This window comes from Rhizobium sp. P2_G2, assembly GCF_056403555.1.
In genome coordinates this window covers 130,772-139,879 of record NZ_JBFUFF010000012.1, presented here as the reverse complement: position 1 = coordinate 139,879, position 9,108 = coordinate 130,772, and the positions used below count along the sequence as shown (strand labels likewise).

At 60.9% G+C, this 9,108-nt stretch carries 9 protein-coding genes; 5 read left to right on the top strand and 4 right to left on the bottom strand.

Annotated elements, in window-relative coordinates; translation table 11 throughout:
* Window positions 1-68: 68 nt before the first annotated feature.
* The gene (locus tag AC1D06_RS12625) at window positions 69-1,082 is read right to left on the bottom strand and encodes an NAD(P)-dependent oxidoreductase (protein ID WP_477986495.1); all 1,014 of its coding nucleotides are present in this window, start codon (window positions 1,080-1,082) and stop codon (window positions 69-71) included.
* 125 nt (window positions 1,083-1,207) lie between these two features.
* On the opposite strand from AC1D06_RS12625, the gene AC1D06_RS12620 reads away from it, so the two are divergent.
* Window positions 1,208-1,837 (top strand): AAA family ATPase, encoded by a 630-nt coding sequence (locus tag AC1D06_RS12620; RefSeq protein ID WP_477986493.1) that lies wholly within the window; start codon window positions 1,208-1,210, stop codon window positions 1,835-1,837.
* A gap of 114 nt (window positions 1,838-1,951) precedes the next feature.
* Here AC1D06_RS12620 and AC1D06_RS12615 read toward each other — a convergent pair whose 3' ends face one another.
* The 3 genes from AC1D06_RS12615 to AC1D06_RS12605 form a co-directional block, all read right to left on the bottom strand.
* The gene (locus AC1D06_RS12615; RefSeq protein WP_477986492.1) at window positions 1,952-2,302 is read right to left on the bottom strand and encodes a hypothetical protein; all 351 of its coding nucleotides are present in this window, start codon (window positions 2,300-2,302) and stop codon (window positions 1,952-1,954) included.
* Between the two features lie 143 nt (window positions 2,303-2,445).
* Complete coding sequence (locus AC1D06_RS12610) at window positions 2,446-2,655, bottom strand: cold-shock protein (protein WP_477882849.1); 210 nt, start codon at window positions 2,653-2,655, stop codon at window positions 2,446-2,448.
* A 295-nt stretch (window positions 2,656-2,950) separates the two neighbouring features.
* Complete coding sequence (locus AC1D06_RS12605; RefSeq protein ID WP_477986491.1) at window positions 2,951-3,970, bottom strand: aldo/keto reductase; 1,020 nt, start codon at window positions 3,968-3,970, stop codon at window positions 2,951-2,953.
* A gap of 156 nt (window positions 3,971-4,126) precedes the next feature.
* On the opposite strand from AC1D06_RS12605, the gene AC1D06_RS12600 reads away from it, so the two are divergent.
* From AC1D06_RS12600 to AC1D06_RS12585, 4 genes are all read left to right on the top strand, one after another.
* Complete coding sequence (locus tag AC1D06_RS12600; RefSeq protein ID WP_477986489.1) at window positions 4,127-4,933, top strand: BtpA/SgcQ family protein; 807 nt, start codon at window positions 4,127-4,129, stop codon at window positions 4,931-4,933.
* A 1-nt stretch (window position 4,934) separates the two neighbouring features.
* Window positions 4,935-6,038 carry a M42 family metallopeptidase gene (locus AC1D06_RS12595; protein ID WP_477986488.1) on the top strand — a complete coding sequence of 368 codons (1,104 nt, stop codon included), beginning with the start codon at window positions 4,935-4,937 and terminating at the stop codon, window positions 6,036-6,038.
* Window positions 6,039-6,293: 255 nt separating this feature from the next.
* On the top strand, window positions 6,294-7,784 hold the full coding sequence (locus AC1D06_RS12590; protein ID WP_477986487.1) for an FGGY-family carbohydrate kinase: 1,491 nt from the start codon (window positions 6,294-6,296) through the stop codon (window positions 7,782-7,784).
* A 161-nt stretch (window positions 7,785-7,945) separates the two neighbouring features.
* Entirely contained in the window at window positions 7,946-9,043 is a 1,098-nt protein-coding gene (locus tag AC1D06_RS12585) for a hypothetical protein (protein ID WP_477986485.1), read from the top strand.
* Window positions 9,044-9,108 lie beyond the last annotated feature (65 nt).

Below are 9,108 nucleotides of genomic sequence, written 5' to 3'. Positions count from 1 at the left end.
CCCATCGATTCTCCCCCCTTGTGGGGGAGATGTCCGGCAGGACAGAGGGGGGTGCCACAACCTCGACGCTACGACTTCTCTACCGGCTTGCTCCGTAGCCGGCTCACTGTTTCGCGTTCCGCCCGCTTGCAGGCGATCGGGGGGAGGCCGCGGGCGATCTGGCCGAGGTCTTCGAGCATCAGTTTGCCGATATTCTGCAGCGCCGAAGTCAGTGCGCCGGCACGATGCGCCGAGAACAGGATGTTCGGCACTGTACGGATAGGATCGTCGGCAGCCACCGGCTCTTCCGGAAACACGTCCGTGGCGATCTGGATGCGGCCGGAGCCGGCAAATTCCTTCAGTGCGGCAAAATCGGCGACGGCGGCGCGGCTGAGCAGCAGCAGTTTGGCGCCCTTCTGCATCAGGCCGAGTTTTTCCGCATTGAGCAGATGTGCATTTTCGGTGGTGATGGTGGCGACGACGAAGACGAAGCGGCTCTTCGACAGGACATCGTCGAGCGACGCCGGCTCGACACCGAGCCGGGTCAGCACGCCATCGGGTAGCCAGGGATCGAAAGCGCGGATTCTTGGCTGGAAGCCGGCCAGCAGCTTGTGCAGCGCACGGCCGAGATCGCCGAAACCGATGAAACCCAGCTCGGCGCCAGCGAGCAGCTCGGCGTCATGGTTGCCATCCAAACCGTAGAGCTCGCGACCGGCGACGAAATCGCCATGCGCGGTGTGGATGCCGCGTGCCAGCGACAGCGCCATGCCGAGGCCGATCTCGGCCACGGGAGCGGCGAAGACCGAACTCGGTGCGATCACATGAATGCCGCGCTGAAAACAGAGGTCGTAATCGACATTGGGATAGAAATTGGTTTCGACATTGACAATGCAGCGCAGTTTCGGCGCCATATCCAGCCCGTCGCGCTCCATGCGCTGCTGGCTGACCAGAACCTCGGTGTCCGACAGATGTTTTTTGTAGAACGCATCGCGATCCTCGCCATTCCAGGCGACGACGTCATAGGTTGAGAAGAACTTTTCCTGATCTGCTTTGGAAAAAATATCGGCGGCAGCCCGGGGTTCGGGGTCGAACAGAATGCGCATCGTGTCCTCCATTTTTCAGCTTTTGTAGCCCGCCGGGTGACGCTTGGAAAGCGCTCCGGACCAGCAAAACGAATTGACAGTGCCGCCCCGAACTGCTTGACCTTGCGTGGAAATCGGGAGGCAATATGAGCAGGGATATCGACCTCGAAACGCTGGTGGCGACGGTTGCAGCACGCGGCGCCAATGCGCGCAGCATCACGGCGATCGCCGGCCCGCCGGGCGCCGGCAAATCGACGCTGGCGGAACAGGTGGTCGAACGGTTGAATGCCACCGAACCAGGTTCGGCGGCGGTCTTTCCGATGGACGGTTTCCACTATGACGACCTGGTTCTCGTGCCGCGTGGACTGCGGCCTCGCAAAGGCGCGCCGGAGACTTTCGACGTTGCCGGCTTCTCGCATATGCTCGGGCGGCTCAGAGCGAACCGCGAACGCGAGATCGCCGTGCCGGTGTTCGACCGCTCGATCGAGATTGCCCGCGCCGGCGCCCGGATGATCCCGCAGACGGTGCGGCATCTGGTGGTCGAGGGCAATTACATCCTGCTCGGCAGCGGCGATTGGGCCGATCTGCAGCGACATTACGACACGACTGTGTTGATCCATGTGCCGGAGGAGGAGTTGCGGCGGCGGCTGTCGGAGCGCTGGAAGGATCTGGCGCCGGAAGCGTTTGCCTACAAGATGGATGTCAATGACTTGCCGAATGGGCGGCTGGTGATGGCGGAGAGTGTGGAGCCGGAATTTGTGTTTCGGGAGGGGTGACAGTCTCGGCGCTAGGTTCAAGGGTCCTCGCGGCCGAAATGTCAAAACAAAAGCCCGGATCTCTGTCTGTGCCCTGAAACGGCTTGGCGGCCTGCTCAGGACGCCTGGAGAATTTCAGATCTCCTTTTTTGCAGATTTCTCGGGCTCAGGCAGTCGTTCGATCGGCAGCGATTTCGCCGACTGCGCGCTTTGCCTTTGATGGCTCAGCCACTGTCCGACGCGCCACTGAGGCGCCTTGATCACTGGTGGAGGGTCGAAGGTTGGCCAATCCCGGTTGATCTTGTTGATCAATGCGACCGCACCGGCCATGATGCCGGCATAGGCCGCGATACATCCCCACATTATCCAGACGCCGAACTTTGCGTCGAGCCACTGAGCGGTTTGCCCCAACACGCCTACGCAGCAAAAACCGACAAGCAGGAATGCGTAGAGAAAGCGCAGTGCAATGCTGAGGCCCGTTGGCATTTTTCACCTCTTCAACCTCATGAGAGGTAGTAGCAGGCGGCAGAAACGTCAACAGAGGGTAGTGCTCGGCTTTCCCCAGCGATCAAAAAACAAAAGGCCCGGATCGCTCCGGGCCTCGAAACTTATTTCGCCGTCTGCGTGAATTAGGCAGCTTGCAGGTTGCCGGCAGCCGACTTGCCGGTGCGGCGGTCGGGCAGGACTTCGTAAGAAATCTTCTGGCCTTCATTCAGTGTGCTCAAGCCGGCGCGTTCAACGGCAGAGATATGCACGAACACGTCCGGGCCGCCATTGTCGGGCTGAATAAAACCAAAACCCTTCTGGGTGTTGAACCACTTGACGGTACCAGTAGTCATGTGATGTTCCTTTCGAGAACCGCGAATAGTTACGTTTAGTCGGCCGATATAGCAGACGTTTGGTATCGATATACTGTCTGGAGAAGAGTCGTGGCCGCGCGCCGGAACAAGTCAACAGAGCAAAGGCCAAGCCAAATCGGCCGTAAAAAATCGATGGCTATGATTTGGCAGAAAATTCAGCCCGGCACAAGATGTCGGGCTCACGTTTTTTACGGTTTGGGAGCCAAATTATTACAGCACCGTCACAAAGTGTTACAAAAGCAACAGGCACAATTTTTTTGGCTTTTGGTAATTTTCAGGTCGGTGCTTGCTCCCGCATCAGGCCGCCCGCCTTCAGTTCGTCCCATAGAGCCTGCGGTATAGGTTTACCGAGGATGGCACGGTTGGACTGGACCTCCGCCACGCTCTGGCCGCCGGGAATGACCGACACGACAGAGGGATGGCGCAAGGGGAAGTTGAGTGCAGCTTCGATCATATGGACGCCATGTTTCTCGCAAGCAGCATTGACGCGGCGCACCCGGTCGATGATGTCCTTCGGCGCATTGGAATAGTTGTACTGCGCATCCTCAGAGGGGCCACGGGCAAGGATGCCGGAATTGTAGGGGCCACCGAGCACGATACCGATGCCGCGCTTTTCGCAGAGCGGCAGGAAGCTGGTCAACGCTTCCTGTTCCAAGAGCGTATAGCGGCCCGCGAGCAGGAAGAGGTCGAAATCGCCGCGTTCGGCCAGCGTCTGGCAGACCTGCCATTCGTTGATGCCGCCGCCAAAAGCCTTGATTACGCCCTGGTCGCGCAACGACAGCATGGCGTAATAGCCACCCTTCATGAATTCCTCGATGCGGACGTCAGACGCTTCCTTCGAACCATGGGTGAAGATGTCGACGTCGTGGACGAAGAGGATATCGAAGCGGTCGAGCCCGGTGCGCTCGAATGACGCTTCGAAGGAGCGCATGACGCCGTCATAGGAATAATCGTAGATCTCGCGGCGATTGGGTGTGTCGAAGAATTTGCCGATGCCGGTCTTTTGTTCGGGCGGGCAGACCTCAAGCAAGCGGCCGGCCTTGGTGGAGATGATGTAGTCGTCGCGGTTCTGTCCGCGCAGGAAATTACCGGCGCGGCGCTCAGACATGCCGAGGCCGTAAAGCGGCGCGGTGTCGAAATAGCGCACGCCGCTGTCCCACGCAGCCTCGAACACCGCATGGGCGTCTTCGTCGGAAACGGTTTTGTAGAGATTGCCGAGAGGCGCGGTGCCGAAGCCGAGTTCGGTGAAATTCAGTCCGCCATTATTCAGGCGATCCCAATGCCGGATATCCATGCCTTCCCTCCCGTTTCGGCCGTCACGACTTGCCTTGATTAAAGCCAGGCGGTTCTCGGAAAGCAATTGTTTTTATTGGTTTTCATAGGTGCGGTGATGACAAGTCGCAGGTGAAGTGGCAATCTGCCGGCAAAAATTTCCAAGGAGGAATTTCCTTTGAGCACTAAGCTGAAGCGCATTTTCGGCGATGTCAAACCGGTCATTGCCATGGTGCATCTGGGCGCTCTTCCGGGCGCGCCGCTGCATGATCATGAAGGTGGTCTGGATGCCYTGGTCGAGGGCGCGCGCAAGGATCTGCATGCCTTGCAGGAGGCCGGTTTCGACGCTGTCATGTTCGGCAACGAAAACGACCGGCCCTATGAATTCAAGGTCGATGTCGCGTCGACCGCGACGATGGCCTTCGTCATCGGCCGGCTGCGGTCGGAAATCAAGATTCCGTTCGGCGTCAACGTGCTCTGGGATCCCGAGAGCTCGATTGCGCTCGGTGCCGCCACGGGTGCCGCCTTCGTGCGCGAAATCTTCACCGGCACCTATGCATCCGACATGGGGCCGTGGACGCCGGATGYGGGCAAAGCGATGCGCTATCGCGACCGCCTCGGCCGGCAGGACCTAGCGCTGCTCTTCAATGTCTCGGCCGAATTCGCCTATTCGCTCGACCAGCGCAGCGTCGCCGATCGCGCCCGTAGCGCCGTGTTCTCCTCCATTCCCGATGCCGTGCTGGTCTCCGGCGCGATCACCGGCGAGGCGGCGGCGATGACCGATCTCGAAGCGGTGAAGAAAGTGCTGCCGGACACCTATGTGTTTGCCAATACGGGCGTCAAGCACGCCACGGTGCGCGACACGCTGAAGATTGCCGATGGCTGCATCGTCGGTTCGTCGCTGAAGGTCGACGGGCATACCTGGAATGCGGTCGATCCGGAGCGCGCCAAGGAATTCATGCGGCTCGTCAAACAGGATCGCTGAGATGAAAGACAATCTCAGGACGCTGCTGAAGGACCTGATGCTGATCCCGGGCCTTTCGGGTCACGAGGGCAGGGTGCGCCGCTATCTCAAGCGGGAGATGCAGGCGCTTGGGCTGAAAACCACGACCGACCGGCTGGGCAACCTGATCGCTACGATCGAAGGCAATCCGGACACGCCATCGGTGATGCTGTTCACCCATATGGACCAGCTCGGCCTGATCGTGCGCAAGATCGAGAAGAGCGGCTATGTCCGCGTCGAGCGTCTCGGTGGGGTGCCAGAGCGGGCGCTGGCGGCGCAGCCGGTGCTGTTTTCGATCGGCGAGGGCAGGGACGTACCGGGCGTGATCGCGCATAAATCGCATCACGCGACCGCGCAGGACGAGAAATACAAGGTCGTGCCCTATCAGGACATCTATATCGACGCCGGCTTTACCAGCGCCGAGGAGGTCTTGGCCGCGGGCATCGATATCGGCACGCCGGTGGTCTACAAGCCGCATGTGGTCGAACTCGCCGGCGACCGGATCGCCGGCACGTCCGTCGACGACCGCGCCGGCTGCGCCGTTGTGGTCGAGGCGGCCCGCGCGCTGGCCAAGGCCGAAGCTCGGCCAACCGTGCATATCGTCTTCTCGACGCTGGAAGAGTTCAACCTGCGCGGTGCGCTGACGGCAGCGCAGGTGCTGCAGCCGGATATCGCCATCCAGATCGACCTGATCCTCACGGGCGACACGCCCGACATGGCCAGCCGCGGCGATGTGCAGCTCGGCGGCGGGCCGGGCATGGCGATGTTCTCTTTCCACGGCCGCGGTACGCTCAATGGCACCATTCCGCATCCGGCGATGGTCAAACTGTTCGAGGATACGGCGCAGGCGGAAAAGCTGAACCTGCAGAAGAGCGCCCATATCGGCTGCCTGACGGATTCGTCCTATGTGCAACTGGTCGGACAGGGGGTCGCCTCGATCGATATGGGTTTTCCAATGCGCTATTCGCATTCGGCGCTGGAGCTGTGTGATTTGAATGATCTGGAAGGGCTGACGAGGCTGCTGGTGGCGGGGATCGGGAGCATCGGGGCTGGGTTTAGTTTGGATCGGGATGATTTCGAGCAGTGAGCTGAGGCGTTTACCCCTCACCAAGCGCGGCCAAGCGATCGCTTCGCTCTCGCGGCCTTGCTATCCTCTCCCACAAGGGGAGAGGCAGGGTGCCACGATCGCCGACCTTGCTTGGGGCCGCGCGCTGCCGCAGGTCTTCCTCGCCCCCTGTGGGAGAGGATACGAAGGCCGGGTGAGCACGGCGAACCCTTGGCCGAAGTTGGTGAGGGGTGAATGCCGACAGACACCAGGCATTGCAGTACCGGCGGGGAACACATGAAATACTACCTTGGCATCGATATCGGCACATTCGAATCCAAGGGCGTGCTCGTCGATGAGACCGGCGCGATTGCGGCGCAGGCGGCCCGGCCGCACAAAATGCTGGTGCCGCAGGCAGGCTGGGCGGAGCACGATCCGGACCAGGATTGGTGGGGGGATTTCTGCTTCCTGTCGAAGAAGCTGGTTGCCGACAGCGGCGTTGATCCCACAGATGTCAAGGCGGTCGGCGCCTCGGCCATCGGTCCGTGTATGCTGCCGGTGGATGCCGAGGGCAATGCGCTGATGAATGGCGTGCTCTACGGTGTCGATACGCGGGCGGCGAACGAGATCGAGGAACTGAATGCGGTTCTCGGCGAGGATCGCATTCTCGAGCGCTGCGGCAATGCGCTGACCTCGCAATCGGTCGGGCCGAAAATCCTCTGGCTGAAGCACAATCGGCCGGAAATTTATCAGAAGGCGGTGAAGATCGTCTCTTCCACCACCTTCATCGTGCAGAAGCTGACCGGCCGGTGCGTCATCGACCACTATACTGCGGCGAATTTCTCGCCGCTCTATGTGGTCGACGAGCAGCGCTGGTCGGACGATCTCAATCCCGACATCCTGCCATTGGAGAAATTGCCCGATGTCGTCTGGTCGACGGATGTGGCCGGCGCGGTGACGCCGGCGGCGGCGCATGCCACCGGGCTTGCCATCGGCACGCCGGTCATCTGCGGCACCATCGATGCGGCGGCGGAGGCGTTTTCGGTCGGCGTGCTCGATGCGGGCGACATGATGGTCATGTATGGCTCGACGATTTTCATCATCATGCTGAGCGAAGCCCGAGTGAAAGACGCGCGGCTCTGGTATGCACCCTGGCTGTTTGCCGGCGAGCATGCGTCGATGTCGGGGCTTGCCACGTCAGGCACGCTGACACACTGGTTCCGCGACCAGATCGGCCGGGATCTTGATTCCGCCACAGCTTTTGCCGAACTGGCCGACGAGGCCTCGGCCTCGAAGCCTGGCGCCAATGGGCTGATCTTCCTGCCCTATTTCTCCGGAGAGCGGACGCCGATCCATGACACGCATGCCAAGGGCACGCTCTTCGGCCTGAACTTGACGCATACGCGCGGCGACATCTATCGGGCGCTGATCGAGGGCATCGCCTACGGCACCAACCACATTTTTGAAACCTATGCCGAAGCCGGCGCCAGCCCGAAACGGCTGATGGCAGTCGGCGGCGGCACAAAGAACCGCATCTGGCTGGAAGCCACCTCGAACATTTCGGGGCTGCAACAGATCCTGTCGCAGAAGAGTTTTGGGGCATCTTACGGGGATGCTTTCCTGGCGGCGCTTGGGGTCGGTGATGTTGCGCGGCAGGCGATTGTGGGCTGGAATCCGGTCGAGAGTGAGGTGCTGCCAGTGGTCGATCCGGCCTATGCGCGACGGTTTGAAATGTTCAAGGCGCTTTATCAGAGTACGAAGGGGTTGATGGAGGCGTTGGATCGATAGGGCGGGGGTAAGCCATAGGCAATGGGCCCGTGTAGAAGGCCCTGCGGGACGCGACCCCACCAAATCCTGTCGCCTCGCCTTGGCGAATTTTGCCCACTGCCAAAACGTCTCTCACAAGGCCTCCAGCCGCCCACCTGCCCAAAAACATTGAGAGATGTTCGATGCCGCTGACGACGATCCCACTTCCCGACCGCGCCATTGCTGTCAAGCGCAATGCGATATCCGTGCCATCAGCTTATTATTGGTCGATCCCGGTTCTTCTCGCCCTCGTCGTATTCTTTGCCATCTGGCAGGCGCCCAGCCTTTTGCGTGACATCACCATCAGCCAGCACCCCGTGTCGCTGCCGGATGCCTCGATCGAGAACGGCAAGTGCGAGACGCGCAAGGGCATCTTTGTCGATTGCGAGGCGCATCTCGTCTACCGCTATAATGGCCATGATTATCAGAGCGACGTGGAAATGTTCTTTGTCGATTTCCATTTCGGCGACTACCAGACCGGGGTGACGATTTCGGCCGACAAGCCGGAGCTTGCGACGCTGACCATCGGCGTCGACAAGCTGTGGAACCGGATCATCTCGCTCGCGGCCACGGTCCTGCTCCTGGGCGGACTGATTATCGGCGCCATGTTTACGCTGGCCCGTCTCTTGCGCGCCCGGGCGCAGCTTCGCCGCCCCGATCGGCTGGTCGCCATTCCGGTGGCGATCACTGCGCTCAAGAAACATCGCGGCGGATTTTTCGTCACCTATAGCGATGGGATCGGCGACAAGAAGAAAGGGCGCATCGCTCATACGCAGCTCGAGGCCGGCGAAGAGCCGCTGCTGGTCGGGATCAGCAAGACCAAGAAGCCGGTGGCGCTGGCGGTGCGGCATGGCAATACGTCACTGCCAGTGCTGCTCGACAGCCGGCTTCAACGCATCGACCTGACCGAGGCGGAGCGTCAGGCGGCGCTCGCACCGTTCGCCGGCCGGACTGGTTCGACGCCGAGCGTCGCGGCGTTCGCGCCGAGGCGCGGGCGGTCATTGCTGCGCGGCGTGATCACCTTCTTTGCGATGATCCTGCTGATCATTATCGCCGCGGTCGGCTATTGGGTCTGGTATGTGATGAGCGCCGATTCCGCCTTCAATACGCCCGGCAAGGAGATCAACAGCATCATGCCGGAGCCACTGAACAAGTGGGGCTGCGACCAGCTCAAGCAGCGTTTTGGCAATGGCGGCCCGCCCGAAGGCTGTGTCGCGGACGATTACTCGAGCTGGAAGTAGCGTCGGTTAAGGATGCTGGCTTGTCTGCGGTCCGCCTCATCTTCGACAGCGCAGTTGGTGCATGC